Genomic DNA, 17,438 nt, shown 5'->3' with positions numbered 1-17,438 from the left:
ACCTCTTTATTCAAAGGGGTGTTTGTCGTTTAGTGACCATCTCTTGTTTCAATTGCTCGTTGCGTTTTTTGAAAGCACGTCGTTTGAGCACTTCTTCTAGTCCTCGACTGATGGCCCACAACGCGACCAAAAGCAGACCGAGCATCGATAAACGAAACGGGCTTTGGATAAATTCTTCCCATTGATCCCCGATGACCGAGAAAATGACGACGACGAGTAGTTTCCCAAATCCCGCCGCCAAAATGAACGTACGGAGCGGCATCTGAATGAGCGCCAGCAAATAGGTGATCAAACTGACCGGGATGAACGGGAGTGAATACAAGAACCCGAGTGAGATCGGACTCATATGGTTGATTCGTTCTAACCAATAGACCGCCGCTTTATGTTTTTCGAGCCAACGCGTCATCGGTTTACGAAACACATATCGGACCGCCGCGAAGACGACAATCGTTCCGAGTAAGTTCCCGATCCATGATAAAAGGACCCCTAACAAAAAACCATATGTTGCCGCATTCGCTGAAATGATTAAAACGAGTGGCAAAAACGGAAAGATCGCTTCTAAAAATGGAGCGCCAAGTCCGGCCCAAGGACCGCCAGGCAAACTTTGAAGCCATTCGATTAATTGGATGATGTACTGTTGGAGAGAAGTGAGCATAGTCGTTCCACCTTCAACTTTCGTTACTACTACTCTATTACCCGAATTCGATTTGCAAGACGCATCTCCCTGCATTCGTCAAAAAAATTAAAAACCATTTGCGAAAATTCGTCGTGATATTTATCATATAATAATGGACTTGTGGTTGCAGGCAAGTCTATTCGTCGAACGACACAACCCAACGTTCGTTTTCCTGCAAAAAACTGAACACAGGGGAGCAACACAACATGGAAACAAAACCAATGCGGGTCTTGCTGTACTATAAGTACGTCAACATCGAAGACCCAGAAACACTCACGCAAGAACATTTGAAGTATTGTAAAGACCTCGGCATCAAAGGACGCATCTTGATTTCCTCCGAAGGAATCAACGGGACGTGCTCTGGTACTTGGGAACAAACTGAGCAATACATGAACGACTTGAAGGCAAACCCACTCTTCAGCGATATCGAGTTCAAAATCGATGAAGTCGAAGAGCATGCGTTCAAGAAAATTTTTGTCCGTCACAAGAAAGAGCTCGTGACGTGGCGCTTTGATGGTGAGTTTGATGTACCGAAACAACACGGTGCATACCTCGAACCAGCAGAATGGAAAGAGATGATGAATCGTGATGATGTCGTCATCCTCGATGTTCGTAACAACTACGAGTACGAACTTGGTCACTTTAAAAACGCGATCAAAATCGATGTAGAGGCTTCACGTTACATGCCAGAATGGCTCGAAGAGAACAAGGACCTCTACGAAGGGAAAACACTTCTCACTTACTGTACTGGTGGCGTCCGTTGCGAGAAATTTACAGCATATATGCGTGACCAAGGTCACGACAACATCTTCCACTTAAAAGGTGGCGTCGCGATGTATGGAAAAGACGAAGCGACAAAAGGAGAGGACTGGGAAGGCGAGCTCTATGTCTTTGACGAACGCATCAACGTTCCTGTTAACTCCGTGAACCCGACTGTTGTTTCACACTGTATGCACTGTGGAACCGAGACGGTTCGTTACGTTAATTGTGCAAACCCGGAGTGCAATGTGCAACATTTCTGTTGTGAAGAGTGTGAACCGAAACAAATGCGTTCATGCTCGAAAGAGTGTCAAGAACACCCACGCAACCGTTATATCATCGACAACATTGCAGAGAAACTTCAGGAAACTGAAGGAGTAGTCGGGTAACAAAAATCGACCAAAAGGTGTCATGGACAAGCCGTCTGTGACACTTTTTTTGACGAAATCTTAACGTCTAGTCTGCCCCGCTTTCGGGTATAGTGAAGTTACTATGTCAGACAGGAAGTGAATAGATGCATGTTTAACGAACCTTTACTCGCTGCGATTCTTGCTTGGTTTATCGCCCAAGCGGCCAAGCTCGTAACCGAACTTATTAAAACAAGGGATTTTGAAATTGAAATCATGTTCGCTTCAGGCGGCATGCCGAGTTCCCACTCGTCCACGGTCGTCGCACTCGCTACGGCAATCGGACGGATGGAGGGCATCGACTCGAGTATGTTCGCTCTCGCTGTCGTCTTCGCCACCATCGTCATGTACGATGCAACCGGCGTCCGTCAAGCAGTCGGTTTTCAGGCCCGACTATTGAACGATTATTTCAAAGGGATTAAACACGAGACTCCACTATTAAATGAACTTGTCGGGCACACGCCGTTCCAAGTCATCGTCGGGGCGTTACTCGGTCTCGTTGTCGGATTGTTTTTCCCGATGTAATCCACTAAAGGTATGTCATTTCTCACACTCTCAATTCTTTTTGTGAAGTTTCACAAAGAAGAAGTTATACTCAGAGAGAGGAGGAATCGACATGCCTTTTTTGCAGAAATCTTATGAGTCTCTCGATACACTCGCCGAAGCAATCGGTCAAGCGATTCGAGCACCCATTACGATTGAAAATCGCCACCACCAGTTACTGGCGTATAGCACCCATCCCGATTCGACCGACCCGGCCAGGATCGCTACAATCATCGGTCGTCGTGTTCCGGAAGCCGTCATTGAAGACTTATGGGAAAGTGGGATTTTACGAGAAGTCATCGACCAAGATGAGCCTGTCGTCATTCCGGCACGGCTCGCTGTCGGGCTCGGCGAACGTGCGGCTATCGTGATTAAACAACATGACGAAGTACTCGGTTATATTTGGAGCTTGGCTCGAACGAACCCATTCACCACTCAAGAATTAGCCATCTTGCAAGAAGGAGCGACCATTGCCAAGAAGTTGCTCATGACCATCGCGATGCACGAACGACGCATTAGCGCAGAGCTCGAGCGTTTCTTGTTAGATGTACTCGCTTCCCCGACACTTTCCGATGCCAATCGCGAACGATTGAACGAACTCGCGCCCATCGCCGTCGCCAGTCGATTGACGATTATTGAATGCGCTCAACCGATCACCCCGCAACTCGCTGAACGTCTGCATTATGTGCTCGCGACCCAAGAAGCGATCGAAGTGGTCTTACATGCCATCGATGGACAGCAATTACTCGTCTGGCATTATATGAAATCCGAACTTTCCGATGAAGAAGTGAAATTGCTCGCTTGGGCGGAACGGTTCGAGCAGTTGCTTCAAGACAAGTTCACTGAATCTGAGCCACGACTCGGAATCAGTCGGCGTTTTTTCGAAAGTGACATGCTGTACGCCGCAGCGGAAGAAGCACGACGTGTCACAACACTTCGTCGTAAGTTCCCTCTTGAGCTCGCGACTTCTCGCGCCTTCGAACAGATCGGGATTTATCAACTCGTCCCTGAACTGGCACGTCGCATTGGACTTCGACTGGAAACCCATCCGACCGTCGAACGGTTGCAACACTATGACTCATCCCATCAGACCGAACTCGTGAAGACGCTCGAATGGTATTTTTATTTCGATGGGAACGTAAAGCGGGTCGCCGCCCACCTTCATATCCATCCAAATACCGTCTTGTATCGGATTCGACGCATCGAAGAGTTGACGAATATCACGCAAGTTTCCTTACCAGAACGGTCCATGATTTATTTGGCGATTAAAGCCGGTCAATATCGATTAGAAGACTAGACGTTCGCTTTGTGTTTTTTCACAAAGTGAGCGTCTTCGTTTTTAGAATCCATGATAAAGACAGCGTTTTCGAATGGGTCTATACTAGGGGTGTGAACAATTTGTGTCAACGGAATGAAAGGGGAATGTTCCATGAAAATCGGGGTATTAAAAGAGATTAAAAACAATGAAAATCGGGTGGCTTTGACACCAATGGGTGCATTTATGTTAACGGAACTCGGACATGACGTCTTCGTCGAAACGAATGCCGGTCTCGGCAGTGGTTTCACGAATATGGAATATATCGATGCCGGTGCAACAATCGTTGAAACGGCGAAAGAAGTATGGGAAGGCGTCGAGCTTGCGCTCAAAGTAAAAGAGCCTCAACCGTCTGAATATCAATACTTCCGTCCTGATTTGACGCTCTTCACATATTTACACTTAGCGGCAGAACCAGAATTAACGAAAGCACTCGTCGATTCAGGTATCACTGCCATCGCGTATGAGACGGTAGAAGTCGACCGGACGTTACCGCTTCTCACACCGATGAGTGAAGTCGCAGGTCGGATGGCTGCTCAAATCGGGGCACAAATTCTCGAAAAACCGCACGGTGGAAAAGGAATCCTCATGTCAGGTCTCCCAGGCGTACCTCGTGCGAACGTCACGGTCATCGGAGGCGGTGTCGTCGGAACGAATGCAGCGCGTATCGCCATTGGTCTCGGTGCGAGTGTTACCTTGATGGACATTAGCCCGGCTCGTCTTCGTCAAATCGACGACTTGTTCGGAAACACAATCAACACGTTAATCTCGAACAAATACAACATCGCCAAACAAGTAGCTGAGAGTGATCTCGTCATCGGTGCCGTTTTGATTCCTGGGGCAAAAGCACCGAAACTTGTCACTGAAGAAATGGTACAACGCATGTCACCAGGATCGGTCATCGTTGACGTCGCCATTGACCAAGGTGGAATTTGTGAGACAATCGATCATATCACAACGCATGATGCACCAACGTATGAACGTTACGGTGTGCAACATTACGCCGTCGCCAACATGCCAGGTGCCGTGCCACGCACATCGACAATGGGGCTTACGAACGCAACGATGCCATACATTATCGAATGTGCACAAAAAGGTGTGTTCCCGGCACTCCTCGCAAATGATGCCCTTCTTAAAGGCTTAAACGTCATCAACGGGACGGTCACATACGAAGCGGTCGCTCGTGATTTAGAGTATCCGTTCGTCCCTGCCTATGAGGCAGTTTCAAAACAAACACAAGCGTGAGTGAAAGACGACGAGATGCCCATTCTCGTCGTCTTTTTCGTACAAAAAAGAAGGGACTGAACATAATCGCTCAGTCCCTTCTTCTCATTATGCGTTTTCGACAGCGATATCTTCCCCGATGATTTTCACTTCTGGTTCTAATTCCACTTCGAACTTCTCTTTAACGGTCGCTTGCACGTGACGGATCAGCGAAATGTATTCTGTCGCTGTCGCCTCCGCGATGTTGACGATGAATCCGGCATGCTTGAGCGATACTTCAGCTCCTCCGATTCGTTTGCCCTGAAGACCAGAGTCTTGAATCAACTTGCCGGCAAAGTAGCCTGGAGGACGTTTGAAGACACTTCCGCACGAAGGATATTCGAGCGGTTGCTTCGACTCACGTTTATACGTCAAATCGTCCATGACTTCTTTGATCAATTCGTAGTTTTTCGGTTCGAGCTCGAACGTCGCTTCTAACACGATGAACCCTTCTTTTGATACACGGCTCGTGCGATAGTCGAGTTCTAATTCGTCTTTTGACAAATGAAGTACTTGTCCGTCCGACGTCAATACTGTCGCAGACGTGATAACGTCTTTCGTTTCTCCCCCATATGCACCCGCGTTCATATAGACGGCGCCACCGACCGTTCCAGGGATACCACAAGCGAACTCAAGACCGGATAAGCCTTCCGCAAGCGCTTGACGTGAGACATCGATAATCGCTGCCCCAGCCTGCGCTACGAGTTGGTTCTCTTCACGACGAATCGTATTCAGTTCATTCAAGTTTAAAACGACTCCGCGAATTCCCCCGTCGCGAACAATCAAGTTTGAACCGAACCCGAGGATCATGAACGGCATTGCTTCCTGATGGGCTAGTTCTAAGACGGCTTGGACTTCTTCGTACGTGTGTGGGGCTACGAAGTAATCTGCTTTCCCGCCTAGTTTTGTATACGTGTGTGCCGACAGCGGCTCGTCTTGAAGGACGCGCTCGGCCGGAATAATACTCTGGAGTTGCTGTAAAAAGCTCATGCGTTCACTCAATCCTTTACGTTCTATTTAAGTGTCTCGATCACATCTTCTTCGTACCGAGCACGTCACTGAATGGTTTCAGTACGAAACACAGTATACAAATGATTGTCGGACGTGACAAGCAACGTTTTTCTTACAATGTCATGATTAGTTTATAACAATAGCGATGTCGCTACAGCCACTACAATCGGAATTGTAAAGTTATCCCAATCTCGGTATGAAATCGCTTCAGTTAGTGTGGCGATGATGGAAATGATAAATCCATATGTTACCACTTGCCACATGACGACATCATTCCACAAAAACAATAAAAATAAGACCGCATACGAGCTTAAGAACATGGCGACGCTTCCTTGGAAGGAACGCTTTTGACCGTACAAATCATAGATGATTGTCCCATACTTCCGTCCAATCAATGCAGCCATTCCATCCCCCCAGGCGAGGACGAGTGATCCCGCTAAAAATGCAATCGGTTCTGACTCAAAGAAGAAGTATAAAATGATGAGTAAAGCGATTGGATAATAGACCGTTCCGAAAGACTTTCGTTCCGTCTGATGTACCGGTGATGGACTTTTATATAATAAGACCGCGTTCGCGAACGTGAAGAAGATGAGCGGAACTGCCGCGACGTACCAGGAATCCATTAACCAGACCGCTAGTAGCGACCAATGTCCGACTGCGATATGTACACTTTTTCGAATCGTTTCGTCTGTCCACCCAAGACGCTTTCCAACTTGTTCGAGACCGACGAGAAATACAAGGACAATCACGATGGAAAGAATCGAACTAATCCATTCATTCATTGCTTGACCACCTCTATGTATAGGATGTGTATAATACCGTCATTATACCTTAATCAGTGCCCATCCTAGCTTACTTTTCAAACATTTGGTAGAATGAGGTCAAATGACTGTATAGCCAACGTACGATGTTGGTGATAGAAAGGGTGGCCGTATGCGCGACGCAACTTCAATTCAAACTTTGGCAGATTGCCTTCACTTCATGCAGGTCGGAGAAATCGAGCGAGCCATCGCCCTCTTCCCTGAAGACGTGCGTGAACATTTTCCAAAAGAGCTTCGAAAAATCCACTTGTTTCATATTGAAAAGAACGGCTTGTCCATCAATCAAATCGTTGCCCTTGCGAACGCATTGACCGGAGAACATCTCTCGGCGACGACGATTCAAAACTGGACGAAGCGTGAAGTCCGTAAAATCATCGGTGTCCCACGAATCGGTAAAAAGTATTCCTTGCATCAAGCAGCCATCATCTACCTTCTTGATGACTTGAAACACCTTTTCTCACTTGAAGAGACAAGTTCCTTATTGGCACTTATCTTCAACAACCCTGACCGGGACGAAGACGACTTCATCACTCCGATTGATTTTTATCGCCTGTATGCGGAGTACGCCAAGTCGACGAGTCCGATTGATTTACTCGATACTCGTGCCAAGCGTTCTCTCGAAAAAACGAAATACACACATCCGAATATCATTCATGTCTTAAAGCTCTGTTTGTACGCACACCGTGTGACGACACTCGAGCTCGAGGCCAAACACTATTTGAACCGTTTCATTTGATGGAACGGTTTTTTTGCATCAAAAAACACCGGTCAAGGACCGGTGCTCGTCATCGTTATGAGACAGATGCAGCGAGCGGCATCCGCGATTTAACCGTTAACGTTTTTAAGACAGAAAGGAGTTCGAACATCGATAGCTGATCTGCTTCCTTCGTTAAGCAGAACGTGTCGTCCTCTTGTTTCCGTAGCTCCGCGACAAGTTTTCCTGCTTTGTCACGGACGCTGAACTTATGACGTTCCACATCGTATTGAATCGTGAAGAGTCCGCGTTCATAGACGTTGTACTCACACTTTTTCCCGAATAACGAGAACTTGTCTTTCAATTGACCAATCGCCTGTCCGTCATGGTTCATCACGACCCATTTTTGGCAGTTCGGGATATACTTCCCGTGAGCGATCTGTCGTCCAGACAAATTGTGCACTTGGACACTGCCTTCCGCGTCGCGGTGAACAGATCCGATCGCATCATTTGTCTCATCATAAATGGTCGCCTCGCCTTGCGTAAAGACGCAACCTTTTACATAAATTAATTTGCGCACCGCTTTTTCCTCCTAGCACGTTCCAACCGTGATTGTTTGTATGTGTACGGTCGGGCATTTCTTGAAACCCCAATCGTTTCTCTGTGTAGTTTTTATCTCGTTTCAACTACTACATATTTCATATGACGAAGATGATTATTGCATCGATTAAAGAAAAAGACAAGCCCTTTTTTTCGACATCATTTTGGATTCTGTCGAACTTGTGAACATGCCTATTCTTATCGCTTATATCCCGCTTCTTTTAAGAGTTCTTCAAGCTCTATTCTTGCAATCAGACGAACTTGATTTGGCGCTGCCAATTCATACGCACTGTCCGTAAATGTCGAGTTCGTCACGACCCATCCTTCATGTGCCTGATAATACGGAACAGCAGCCGCGATTTGTTGAACCGCTTCAAGACCGACTACCTTTTCATACCGTTTTGCTTGTACCGCAATCGACCATCCATCGGGTGTCTCAAGTAACAAGTCTGCCCCGAAGTCACGCGAGGCTGGTGTCACGGTGACCGTGTATCCGAGCGCCGTAAACACATCCTCTAAGAACAGTTCGAATTCTCGGCCATCCATTCGATCGATTCGGTCGATTGTCGACAGCCGGGCTCTCCAGATGAACCACACGATCCCAAACAGGAGTAGTAAGATACTGCTCCAAAGCGGTGCTCCGAACCACCATAGACTAACGGCACCGACCATACTTAGAAGTAATCCAATCATCCCCATCTTTCCTTTCCACGTCCTCTCTCCCACTTTACCGTTTCGAGGGCAGGAAATGAAAGGGGGATCTGTCGAATGTTATAGAAGATATGCTCGTCTGACACCACGAAGGAGGGATGATCGTTCATGGAGAATCGCACCAATCTCCACAGTGAGTTATTACATGCATTACCTTACGGGGTTGCTTTAATAGAAAAAGACGGAACAATCGTTCAGGCAAACCGGCCGTTCCTAGAAAAGTTTCCAGAGAATCTACAGACTCGTACGAACCTCTTTCATATGGTCAACCAGTCTCCGATTACGATGGAATTATCTCGCCGAATGGAGCAAGGACTGTCTTGGATGTATGAACTACCGACGATGCGTGTGCATGCCATCCCTTGGGAAAAACACTACATTCTTTCCATCGAACCACTCCCTCTCGATACACGCGTGACGATTCAACACAATGCGTTTGAAGCGATGATGCACTCCGAGCTCGACATGGCGATGATCATGACGGATGCCAATATGTTGATCACTCGATTTAACCAGGGAGCGACGGAACTGTTCGGCTACGCTCCTCATGAAGTGTTATATGAGATGACCCCGTTCGCTTTGTTCGAGTCAAGGGAGCTGAGCGAAAAGCGTTCTGCCTATCAAGATGAGACAGAACGGTTGCTTTCGTTCGAACAAATGTTACGCCTCGCACTCGACAAAGGAGACCGTGAGTGGAAATTTCAATGTAAAGACCGGACACATTTTATCGGAAAACTCTTTATGCATCCGGTCTATGAACAAGAGCAACTCATCGGATTCTTTTTCTTCGTATTTGATGTGAGTTCTGAGATTGAACTAAAACGAGAACTCCGTTATAAGGAACAACGCTATCGGATGTTTGCCGAATCTGTCATCGAGGCTGTCCTATTCCACGAAGACGGGATGATTCTTGATGCGAACAAAGCAGCGGAATCCATCTTCAAAATTCCAGCTGAACAAATGGTCGGTCGGCAAACGGTTGAATTTATTGCCGAAGGATATCGGGCAGATGTGTTGCGACGAATCCGCAACCATATCCAAACGCCATATGAAGTGATTGGACGACGAGCGGACGGCACGTTTCTAGAGATGGAGGTTTACCCGAAAGAAGTGACGTATCTTGGCCAAACGTTACGAGTCGCCGTCATGCGTGACATTAGCGACCGAAAAAAAATAGAACGTATGCTCGAACGAGAGAAAAATGCGATTGCCCGCCAACGTGACATCATTCAATCGATTTTACAAGCGTCAAACGAAGCATTCGTCTTGACCGAGTCGAACGGGAGTGTCTTGTTCATGAACGTCCATGCGCGACGCCTCATGGACTTACCTGGGATCGCCCCGAATAAAATACAAGAGCGGATCCCCCTCCTCTCCACGTTCCGTCCACGTGACCGAAGCGAGATGCTACGTAAGATGGATCAACTGTTAGACGGAACGGCTCGGGAAGTGTCCATGCGTTTCTCCATCCCACAACCGAACGACCGAGATGAGGAATATTACGAGATGTACGGCACGACAATGGATACGAAACGACAAATCGGAATGGACAGCGGCTTCTTATTCGTATTCCGTAACCGGACGGAAGAGGAGCGGATGGACCAGATTAAAAACGAACTAGTGAGCACGGTCTCGCATGAACTGCGGACACCCCTTTCTTCATTATCTGGTTACATCGAGTTGATGCTCGCTCGCGATTTGACGCCTGATAAGCGAGAACGTTTCTTGAAGACGATGTCACGGGAAGCGTCACGGTTAACGGCGTTACTCAATGACTTCTTAGACATTCAACGCATGGAGGGTGGTCATCAGGAATACAAGCAAGATCATTTCTCGTTGAATGAACTCGTCTTAGATGTAGTTGAGCGCTTCCGTGAAACGAATGACCATGCCATTCATTTCGATAACGCTGATGAAGACCTACGCTTGATTGCTGACCGGGACCGCATTGAACAAGTACTCGTCAACTTGATTTCGAATGCCATCAAGTATTCGCCGAACGAACAAGAAATCGAAGTACGGGTCCGGCACGACCACAATCAGGCCCACGTCTCTATTCGTGACTTCGGAATCGGTATTCCTGAACACGCCTTCGAGAAACTCTTTACAAAGTTTTATCGGGTCGATAACTCCGATACGCGCAAAATTGGTGGGACCGGCCTTGGCTTATCCATCTGTAAAGAAATCATCGAATCACACGGCGGTAGTATCGAAGTGGAATCGACTGTCGGAAAAGGATCGACGTTTACATTCACACTAGACTTAGCGGAGGAACTATCATGAACGATTATGCCTTTACCGGATTCCCTGGATTTTTAGCTGGAAAGTTAATCGAACATCTCGCGTCGTTACCTCATCAAATCGGAACCATCTATGCGCTTCATCTCCCTAACCAACAGCGTGAAGCGGAAGAACTACGAGATACGTTGCTGTCTACGACATCTCTTGAGTCTCGCCAGCTCGTCTTAGTGGAGGCGGACATCACGTTACCGGAAGTGATTCTCGATCCGATTATGCGCTCTGTCATCGAGCGTGACGTGCATTACGTCTTTCATCTGGCTGCAGCTTACGATTTGAGCATTCCGTATGACAAGGGGTATCGAATCAATATCCTCGGTACGAAACACGTCACGGCGTTCGCTAAACGGTCGAAACAGTTAAAGCGGTACGTCTATTTCAGTACGGCCTACATTGCCGGTCGCAGGCAAGGGACCGTCTATGAGAACGAACTCTGGCATCGGGCTCGATTTAAAAATCATTATGAAGCAACTAAATATGAAGCAGAAGCGCTCGTCTCCCGCGAGATGGGAGCGATGCCAATCACCATTATTCGTCCTGGTATTGTGATTGGGCATAGTCAAACAGGTGAAACGAAGAAGTTTGACGGTGTCTATTTTGTGTTGAAATTGATGGCGCAACTTCAACAGATGCGACCGCTCCCTTATATCGGGCGCGCGAACGTCGAAGTGAATCTAGTTCCTTATGATTACGTCGTGGAAGCGACCGCCTTCTTAGCACACTCGCCAGTCGGGTCGAAACGGACGTTTCATTTGACGGACCCTTTCCCGCATGGTGCGCGTGAAGTGTATCGCATGCTACATGAGACGATGTTCCACCGTCCTCCTCGCGGCACGGTTCCCCATGCTGTTGCAGATGTCGCATTCACGACTTGGAAAAACGCCGCACAACTGGATGTTCCGCACGAACTGCTAGACTATTTCAAACATCCTGTCCATTTCGATACAACGCAAACAATTCGAGCGCTCGACGGGACTGGAATCGTCTGTCCGGATCTTCAAGATTACCTACCGGAGGTCGTCCAATATTTCATGACACACGAAAAGCCCTGAATGCGTTCAGGGCTTTTTGGATTAACCAATCAAAATCTTCTCTTTCGGATAGCGAATCTTGCGGTCGGCTTGTCTTGCGACCGTAAAGAGAATCGTCAACGATCCGACACGTCCAAGGAGCATCATGAACATGATGAATCCTTTACCGGCATCATTTAATTCAGCAGTGATTCCTAACGATAACCCGACCGTCCCGAACGCCGACACCGTCTCAAACAGAATGGCGCTCGCTGGAATGTGACCGTTTGTCAAAATGACGAGTGTCGTGATAATCAAGATGAAGAAGAAGCTCGAGATGGCGACAACGTATGCCTTTTTGATTTGAAACGCATCAATCGTCCGCTCCATAATGACCGTTTCTTTCTTACCTGCAATGAACGCCCACATGTCCGCGAAGATGACCGCTAGCGTCGTCACTTTAATCCCTGACCCTGTCGAAGCTGCACCGGCCCCGATATACATCAAAATTAAAATCAAGCCGATTGAGGCAGGTGCCATCGTGGCGATATCAATCGTATTGAAACCGGCCGTACGTGTCGTCACGGCTTGGAAAAAGGTTACGTGTAGTGCCTCACCGATGGACCGCCCATAGAGAGAACCTTCGTTTGATACCCACTCAAACATCATGAGCACGAACCATGCCACCCCATTGATGACCAAAAGGGACAGAATCATGATCTTCGAATGGAGGGCGAGACGCTTCCACCCTCGCACTTCTGTCGCATCAGCAATCGTCGTGAACCCGAGACCCCCAATCATGATCATGAGGGCGATGGTCACGACAATCGCCGTGTTTTGTTCAAATGACATCAGACTGTCCGGGAACAACGCGAAGCCTGCATTGTTAAAGGCAGAGACGGCATGGAAAAAGCCGTAGTAAAGTGCCGCACCAAAAGAATAACTCTCTGTACTATATAGCTCGAACGTCAAAAACAGCATCCCGATAAATTGAACAATGACCGTCGTGAAGACGATATTTCGCACGAGACGAACCGTTCCACCGGGGCCGGCTAAGTTTAACGACTCTTGCAAGAGAATCCGTTGTTTCAATCCAATTTTCTTCCCTAATACACTGAGGAGCATCAACGCGATTGTCATGAACCCGAGACCCCCGATTTGAATGAGGGCGACAATCACCAATTCTCCGAACAAGTTGAACGACGAACCGATGTCGACTGTCGACAACCCGGTCACGGTACCCGCGGAAGTTGCGATAAATAGACAATCAATCCAAGAGACTGGTTCTTCTTGAGCAAATGGCATATATAAAAGTGTTGCCCCGATAAAAATCGCAAGTAAAAATCCTCCCGCGATAAAGCGAGCAGGTTTTTCAAACACGACTCGATAAAGTACCTCGATTCGCTTCAAGCGTATCTCACGCGCTGACAGTCTATGTCGCATCACGACTTCCCCTTCACTTCTGTTATTCTAAGCCCCATGTTACTCCTCGCCTTTCTAAATGCCAACAAGAAAATGTATCTCTAACGCTTTCCTCGATTTTTTGGTATTATGGGAGATAGACTTTAAGAATGTTGAGGAGGTTGAATGAAACCGTGGACCCTAGTACGGTAGATCATTCGATAGAGGATGTCTCGCGAAGGTTGGAGCGCCAATCACAATGTATGCCCGCTCACCTTTATTTTCAGCTAGAAGAGTTACTCAATTGGTCACTTGAGCAAGAAGTCGTGAATCAATTGTACGCATTGTTAAAAAAATACGACGTATTAACCGATATAGAGCGTGAAGAACGAAACATCAGCATTCAAATGCTGATTGATGAAAACGGCGCTTAATCATCGGGAACGCATGTTGCGGGAGACGAGTAGCGTCTCTCGCTTTTTTTGTCCTGATTTATTTCGGAAAGGTGGAAAACAAAGACATGGATGTCGTCACGTTAGTCGGGCTCATACTCGGGTTCCTCACCCTCGTTGGTGGAATGTTATTAAAAGGAGCGGGTATCGCACCGCTGATCAACCCTGCCGCAATCGTTATCATTTTCGTCGGTACAGCTGCTGCGGTCAGTATCGCCGTATCGAAAGAACAGCTTCAAAATGTACCGAAGTTATTTAAAATCTTGTTCAAAAAACAAGAACTCCCAAGTAAATCTGGATTGCTTACACAATTTGTCGATTTATCGACGCAAGCTCGGAAAGAGGGTCTATTATCTCTTGAAACAGCACTCGAACAAGTCGAAGAACCATTTTTACGCCAAGGCATGATGATGGTCATCGACGGTCAACCTTCTGAGTATATTGCGGAAGTCATGTCACGTGACATCGAAAACATGGAACAGCGTCATAAGGCGAACGCCGACATCTTCACCCAGGCCGGGACGTATGCCCCGACGCTCGGGGTACTCGGAGCCGTAATCGGATTGATTGCCGCCCTGAAAGATTTATCAGACATCGAAAAACTCGGACACGCCATTTCGGCAGCCTTCGTCGCAACACTATTCGGGATTTTCACCGGGTACGTGCTTTGGTTCCCGTTTGCCAATAAATTAAAGCAGTATTCGAAGAGCGAAGTCGTCATCAAAGAAATGATGATTGAAGGGATTTTATCGATTCAAAGCGGTGAATCTCCAAAAACGTTAGAAGATAAGCTGTCTGTGTATTTGTCTCCAAAGGAGCGAGCTGACTATGAAACGCAAAAAGAAGCATGATCATGAAGAACACATTCCAGAAGGTTGGCTCATTCCTTACGCCGACTTATTGACGCTCTTACTCGCGCTCTTCATCGTATTGTTCGCATCGAGTAACATCGACCAGACGAAGCTCGAGAAAATGTCGCGTTCGTTCAACCAAGTATTCTCTGGAGGCGTCAGTGTCTTCCAAGCTTCGACCGCCTCAAACAGCGACATCAGTCGAACGGATAAAACCAACACGACCGCCAACCCACGCACGTACGAACTCGCTCAGCTCGATGAGTTGAAAGAAGATGTGAACCAATACATTAAGAAGAACGGGTTAGAGAGCCAAATTAAAGCGACCATCAACTCGAGCGGTCTCGTCTTAACGATTCAAGACCGCGCCCTCTTCAACTTAGGAGAGGCGACACTTGATGCCGATGCTCAAAATGTGGCTCAAAACATCAGTCAAATCTTAGAGAAGGCTGGAAAGCGAGAAATTGTCGTCTCTGGTCATACGGATAACATCCCCATTAACACGGCCCGCTTCCCATCAAACTGGGAACTCAGTTCAGCACGTGCAACGGCATTCATGCGTGGATTATTGACGAATGATGCACTGAACCCGGCTCAGTTTACACTCGCAAGTTACGGGGAATTCAAACCAATCGCCACGAACGATACAGAAGAAGGTCGTTCGAAAAACCGACGCGTCGAAGTGTTGATTAAACCGCTCGTCGACTTATCGGAGGGCGAACCAAAAATGATTGAAACAATCACCTTACCGAACTAAAATCACCCACTCAAACGAGTGGGTGATTTGTGTTATTGCGTCAATTTGAAGTAACGTCTCGCTAGTTCTGTGAGCGGACTTTCAAACAAGCGTTTCCGCCAGTAGAGATCCGTCACTTTCTTCACCGCTTCACTGCGCGATGGATAAGGATAAATCATGCGTGACAACTTGCCAATCTTATCGCCGCGTTGCATCGCATAGACGACGATTTGCATCCAGTCGCCAGCTGATTCACCAACCGCATGTGCCCCGATAATCTTTCCATTTTTCTTCGTGATGACTTTGACAAAGCCCGCCTCTTGGCGTTCGGCGATGAAACGGTCCACTTCCGACAGTTTCGCTTCATATGTCTCGATGTCATCCCCATAACGCTCGCGCGCTTCTTTCTCCGTCATCCCAACGTGAAATACTTCGGGATCTGTGAACGTGATCCAAGGAAGCTTACTGTAATCTACCTTGTTCCATAGTCCAAACAGTGCGTTCGCAACAACGGCTTTCCCTTCTTCGCCAGCCGCGTGTGTGAACGGTAACGTCTTGATCGTATCGCCAATCGCAAAGATATGCGGCTGTGACGTCCGATACGAAGAGGAGACATCGATGTATCCTTTCGTCACTTGAACGTTTGCACGATCGAGACGAAGCGCGTCGATGCGTGGCACACGCCCTGTCGCCATGAGCAGTTTATCTGCTTCATATTCGACTGTCTCGCCGTCCACCTCTGTCGTGACACGAATGCGACCGTCGACTTCATCGACCCGGTTGACCTTCACGCCGATTTTTAAGCGCATCGCCATCTCGAGTTGAGATTTTAGGTAAGTTGAGACGTCCTCATCTTCTTTTGGCAAGAACGCATCCTGTGCCTCGAGTACCGTAACTTGCGAGCCGAGTCGAACAAACGATTGTGCTAGCTCGAGGCCGACTGTCCCGGCACCGATGACAATGAGGCTTTCCGGAAGCGTCTCTTCTTCAAAAACCGTCTCGTTCGTTAAGTATGGGACTTGATCCAATCCGTCGATTGGAGGGACTGTCGGTTTTGAGCCGGTTGAGATGACGAATTTTTTTCCAATCAATAAATCGTCCCCGACTTTCAATTCTGTCGGGCTTTGGAAAGAAGCTTCTCCGATGTAAACGTCGACCCCAATCTTTTCAAAACGTTCTGTCCCATCATGGTCTTGGATAATGGCGCGCGCCTTGTCGACTCGTGCTTTCGACATTTGATAATGCTCGCCTCCATTGAATTCTGTTCCGAGAACACGCGCTGCGCGCATCATCGCATTCGCTTCTTTCGAGGCGGCAATCAATGCTTTCGACGGGACACATCCGACGTGTAGACAGTCGCCACCTAAATGTTTGTTCTTTTCAACAAGCGCGACTTTCGCGCCTAAGTTTGCTGCTCCTGCTGCTACCGTCATCCCAGCGGCACCGCCACCGATGACAATCAACTGATAGTCCTTCATCGAATCAACCTCCGGTATCGTTCACTCACATCTTCCATCCGTTTTCGGTTCACGCCAAAGTCTGAATAGCCGACACGTGACGCAGACCGAAATTCGACTTGTTGAGTGGAATCATCAAATAGAAAATTCACATCATCTTTAAAACGCATCACTTTCGAGGTCACCACATAATGAAGGCCCTCATCTGTTTCTTTGATTAGTTCGGCCCGTGGCAATTGGTTCATTGCCATCTTGATTGCTTCAATTGATTGACCGCGACTCCCCGCATATGGGAGCGGAGACATGCGCAACTCTTCAATCGAGGTTTGCGTCGAGACGGCGTTTGGACTTCCTTTTAACGGCTTCAATGACTGATTGGCCATAACAAAAACCTCCCTCATTCTACATACATCTATATATGTAGCCTGAATTC

18 protein-coding genes are annotated in these 17,438 nt (G+C 47.6%); 10 read left to right on the top strand and 8 right to left on the bottom strand.

Going from position 1 to position 17,438, the window contains the following annotated elements; genetic code table 11:
- Nucleotides 1-10 precede the first annotated feature (10 nt).
- Nucleotides 11-655, bottom strand: coding sequence for a TVP38/TMEM64 family protein (locus KNP62_RS11575; RefSeq protein WP_214785617.1), 645 nt, complete (start codon nucleotides 653-655; stop codon nucleotides 11-13).
- A 227-nt stretch (nucleotides 656-882) separates the two neighbouring features.
- Here KNP62_RS11575 and trhO point away from each other — a divergent pair, with 227 nt between their 5' ends.
- The 4 genes from trhO to ald all read left to right on the top strand — a co-directional run bounded on the left by trhO (nucleotide 883) and on the right by ald (nucleotide 4,945).
- Nucleotides 883-1,824 carry an oxygen-dependent tRNA uridine(34) hydroxylase TrhO gene (trhO, locus tag KNP62_RS11570; protein ID WP_214785616.1) on the top strand — a complete coding sequence of 314 codons (942 nt, stop codon included), beginning with the start codon at nucleotides 883-885 and terminating at the stop codon, nucleotides 1,822-1,824.
- A gap of 117 nt (nucleotides 1,825-1,941) precedes the next feature.
- Nucleotides 1,942-2,367 carry a divergent PAP2 family protein gene (locus KNP62_RS11565; protein WP_214695945.1) on the top strand — a complete coding sequence of 142 codons (426 nt, stop codon included), beginning with the start codon at nucleotides 1,942-1,944 and terminating at the stop codon, nucleotides 2,365-2,367.
- A 91-nt stretch (nucleotides 2,368-2,458) separates the two neighbouring features.
- Entirely contained in the window at nucleotides 2,459-3,682 is a 1,224-nt protein-coding gene (locus KNP62_RS11560; RefSeq protein WP_214785615.1) for a PucR family transcriptional regulator, read from the top strand.
- A gap of 132 nt (nucleotides 3,683-3,814) precedes the next feature.
- Nucleotides 3,815-4,945: an alanine dehydrogenase gene (ald, locus tag KNP62_RS11555; RefSeq protein ID WP_214785614.1), complete on the top strand. Its 1,131-nt coding sequence runs from the start codon at nucleotides 3,815-3,817 to the stop codon at nucleotides 4,943-4,945.
- A gap of 87 nt (nucleotides 4,946-5,032) precedes the next feature.
- On the opposite strand, the gene murB is transcribed toward ald, so the two are convergent.
- Complete coding sequence (murB, locus tag KNP62_RS11550; RefSeq protein WP_214747007.1) at nucleotides 5,033-5,953, bottom strand: UDP-N-acetylmuramate dehydrogenase; 921 nt, start codon at nucleotides 5,951-5,953, stop codon at nucleotides 5,033-5,035.
- Between the two features lie 152 nt (nucleotides 5,954-6,105).
- On the bottom strand, nucleotides 6,106-6,756 hold the full coding sequence (locus tag KNP62_RS11545; protein WP_214785613.1) for a diacylglycerol/polyprenol kinase family protein: 651 nt from the start codon (nucleotides 6,754-6,756) through the stop codon (nucleotides 6,106-6,108).
- A 151-nt stretch (nucleotides 6,757-6,907) separates the two neighbouring features.
- Between KNP62_RS11545 and KNP62_RS11540 the strand changes: the two genes are divergently transcribed.
- Complete coding sequence (locus KNP62_RS11540) at nucleotides 6,908-7,531, top strand: DUF1836 domain-containing protein (protein WP_214747004.1); 624 nt, start codon at nucleotides 6,908-6,910, stop codon at nucleotides 7,529-7,531.
- Between the two features lie 55 nt (nucleotides 7,532-7,586).
- On the opposite strand, the gene KNP62_RS11535 is transcribed toward KNP62_RS11540, so the two are convergent.
- Together KNP62_RS11535 and KNP62_RS11530 are read right to left on the bottom strand one after the other, a co-directional pair.
- Complete coding sequence (locus KNP62_RS11535) at nucleotides 7,587-8,069, bottom strand: LURP-one-related family protein (RefSeq protein ID WP_015880506.1); 483 nt, start codon at nucleotides 8,067-8,069, stop codon at nucleotides 7,587-7,589.
- A gap of 218 nt (nucleotides 8,070-8,287) precedes the next feature.
- A complete protein-coding gene (locus tag KNP62_RS11530; protein ID WP_214785612.1) occupies nucleotides 8,288-8,782 on the bottom strand; it encodes a restriction endonuclease in 495 nt (164 codons plus the stop codon).
- Between the two features lie 126 nt (nucleotides 8,783-8,908).
- On the opposite strand from KNP62_RS11530, the gene KNP62_RS11525 reads away from it, so the two are divergent.
- Together KNP62_RS11525 and KNP62_RS11520 are read left to right on the top strand one after the other, a co-directional pair.
- The gene (locus KNP62_RS11525) at nucleotides 8,909-11,083 is read left to right on the top strand and encodes a PAS domain-containing sensor histidine kinase (protein ID WP_214785611.1); all 2,175 of its coding nucleotides are present in this window, start codon (nucleotides 8,909-8,911) and stop codon (nucleotides 11,081-11,083) included.
- Complete coding sequence (locus tag KNP62_RS11520; RefSeq protein ID WP_214785610.1) at nucleotides 11,080-12,150, top strand: SDR family oxidoreductase; 1,071 nt, start codon at nucleotides 11,080-11,082, stop codon at nucleotides 12,148-12,150. Before KNP62_RS11525 ends, KNP62_RS11520 begins: the two co-directional genes overlap by 4 nt.
- Before the next feature lie 21 nt (nucleotides 12,151-12,171).
- On the opposite strand, the gene KNP62_RS11515 is transcribed toward KNP62_RS11520, so the two are convergent.
- Complete coding sequence (locus tag KNP62_RS11515; RefSeq protein ID WP_214785609.1) at nucleotides 12,172-13,551, bottom strand: TrkH family potassium uptake protein; 1,380 nt, start codon at nucleotides 13,549-13,551, stop codon at nucleotides 12,172-12,174.
- A 200-nt stretch (nucleotides 13,552-13,751) separates the two neighbouring features.
- Here KNP62_RS11515 and KNP62_RS11510 point away from each other — a divergent pair, with 200 nt between their 5' ends.
- From KNP62_RS11510 to KNP62_RS11500, 3 genes are all read left to right on the top strand, one after another.
- Nucleotides 13,752-13,943: a hypothetical protein gene (locus KNP62_RS11510; protein WP_224862903.1), complete on the top strand. Its 192-nt coding sequence runs from the start codon at nucleotides 13,752-13,754 to the stop codon at nucleotides 13,941-13,943.
- 86 nt (nucleotides 13,944-14,029) lie between these two features.
- Nucleotides 14,030-14,812, top strand: coding sequence for a flagellar motor stator protein MotA (gene motA / locus KNP62_RS11505; RefSeq protein ID WP_074034258.1), 783 nt, complete (start codon nucleotides 14,030-14,032; stop codon nucleotides 14,810-14,812).
- The gene (locus tag KNP62_RS11500; protein ID WP_214746984.1) at nucleotides 14,790-15,569 is read left to right on the top strand and encodes a flagellar motor protein MotB; all 780 of its coding nucleotides are present in this window, start codon (nucleotides 14,790-14,792) and stop codon (nucleotides 15,567-15,569) included. Before motA ends, KNP62_RS11500 begins: the two co-directional genes overlap by 23 nt.
- A 32-nt stretch (nucleotides 15,570-15,601) precedes the next feature.
- Here the strand turns inward: KNP62_RS11500 and KNP62_RS11495 are convergent, their stop codons facing one another.
- The gene (locus KNP62_RS11495) at nucleotides 15,602-17,026 is read right to left on the bottom strand and encodes a dihydrolipoyl dehydrogenase family protein (RefSeq protein ID WP_214746981.1); all 1,425 of its coding nucleotides are present in this window, start codon (nucleotides 17,024-17,026) and stop codon (nucleotides 15,602-15,604) included.
- Nucleotides 17,023-17,388, bottom strand: coding sequence for a DUF1499 domain-containing protein (locus tag KNP62_RS11490; protein WP_214695922.1), 366 nt, complete (start codon nucleotides 17,386-17,388; stop codon nucleotides 17,023-17,025). The genes KNP62_RS11495 and KNP62_RS11490 overlap by 4 nt, the downstream gene beginning before the upstream one ends.
- Nucleotides 17,389-17,438: the final 50 nt, after the last annotated feature.

Origin of the sequence: Exiguobacterium sp. s183, assembly GCF_018617655.1 — a bacterium.
Classification (GTDB): Bacteria; Bacillota; Bacilli; order Exiguobacteriales; family Exiguobacteriaceae; genus Exiguobacterium; species Exiguobacterium aestuarii_A.
Note: the sequence above shows the minus strand (reverse complement) of the source record. Positions and strands in the feature narration are given on the sequence as shown.